The sequence below is a fragment of the Mesorhizobium sp. M0678 genome, from assembly GCF_040320505.1.
In the GTDB taxonomy this organism is placed as follows: domain Bacteria; phylum Pseudomonadota; class Alphaproteobacteria; order Rhizobiales; family Rhizobiaceae; genus Mesorhizobium.
In genome coordinates this window covers 1-1350 of sequence record NZ_JAMYPT010000073.1, presented here as the reverse complement: position 1 = coordinate 1350, position 1350 = coordinate 1, and the positions used below count along the sequence as shown (strand labels likewise).

Below are 1350 nucleotides of genomic sequence, written 5' to 3'. Positions count from 1 at the left end.
TGTCGTAAGCAGATGAGTTGTCCGGGTTAGGTAGCAGACGAGTTGTCCGGTTTGATCTTCAGCGAACGGAGGCTGGGGATGAGACGGGCAGCATGGCTACAGGACCGCAGGATGCAGAAGTTTCGCGACGTATTGAGCCGGTGGGATCGAGGTGATCTGTCGATGCTGGAGGCTGGTGAGTTGCTTGGGATGTCGGAGCGTCAGTTCCGGCGCTATCGCGACCGCTACGAGGAAGAGGGTGTCGCCGGCCTTATCGACCGTCGGCTGGGCAAGGCCTCGCCGCGACGGGCGCCGTGCGATGCGGTGGAGGAGATGCTGTTGCTTTACCGGGAGCGGTATTTTGGCTGGAACGTGAAGCACTTCCACGAGCACCTGGTTCGCGACCACAATTTCTGCTGGAGCTACACCTGGACGAAGGCGCAGTTGCACGCAGCCGGTCTGGTGGAGCGGGCCAAGCGGCGCGGGGCGCATCGGCGCAAGCGGCCCAGAAAGCCGTGCGAGGGCATGATGCTGCATCAGGACGGCAGCCGGCACGAGTGGTTGACGGGTGAGCCGCCGCTCGACCTGATCGTGACGATGGACGATGCGACGAGCACGCTCTATTCGGCCTTCCTGGTCGAGGAGGAAGGCACGGCCTCGAGCTTCCAAGGCCTGTTGGAGACGTTTGCGGCCAAGGGTCTGGCGTCGAGCCTCTACAGCGACCGCGGCAGCCACTATTTCCACACGCCCAAGGCCGGGGAAAAGGTCGACAAGGAGCGGCTCACCCAAGTCGGTCGGGCGCTAGTGCGGCTCGGCGTCGAGCATATACCGGCCTATTCGCCCGAGGCGCGCGGACGCTCGGAGCGCACCTTCTCGACGTTGCAGGAACGACTGCCGAAGGAACTTGCACTGGCCGGGATCACAGACATCGAAGCGGCCAACCGCTTCATCGCCGAGGTCTACCTGGCGGCTCACAATGCCCGCTTTTCGAAGCCGCCCGAGATCGCCGACAGCGCCTTCGTCGCCGCCGATCCGGACCAGCTCGCCGAGATCCTGTGCATCGAGGAGGAGCGCGTGGTCGGCCGCGACAACACCATTGTCTTCGGACGGCTCAGGCTGCAGCTGCCGCCAAGCCCGATCCGTCATCACTTCGTCAAGGCCAAGGTCAAGGTGCGCCAATATCCCGACGGCACGCTGGCCGTCTTCCACGGGCCACGGTCGATCGCCCGCTACCATGCGGACGGGTCGTTGCGCGGGCAGAAAACCGAGATCAGGAGTGCGGCGTGAACCGCTTCGACGCACCTCCTGCAACAAACAGAAGCGGACATCTGATGTGCTACAAAAACCGGACAACTTGAAAAGCTACCGACA

General features: G+C 63.4%; 1 protein-coding gene. It reads left to right on the top strand.

The window, feature by feature from the left end; genetic code table 11:
* The first annotated feature begins 111 nt into the window (after nt 1-111).
* Entirely contained in the window at nt 112-1266 is a 1155-nt protein-coding gene (locus tag NKI29_RS33325) for an ISNCY family transposase (RefSeq protein ID WP_352517481.1), read from the top strand.
* Nucleotides 1267-1350 lie beyond the last annotated feature (84 nt).

What these genes read in the sequence shown, in the direction of transcription:
- NKI29_RS33325 (WP_352517481.1), top strand. Translation starts at nt 112, where the DNA reads ATGCAGAAGTTTCGCGACGTATTGAGCCGGTGGGATCGAGGTGATCTG.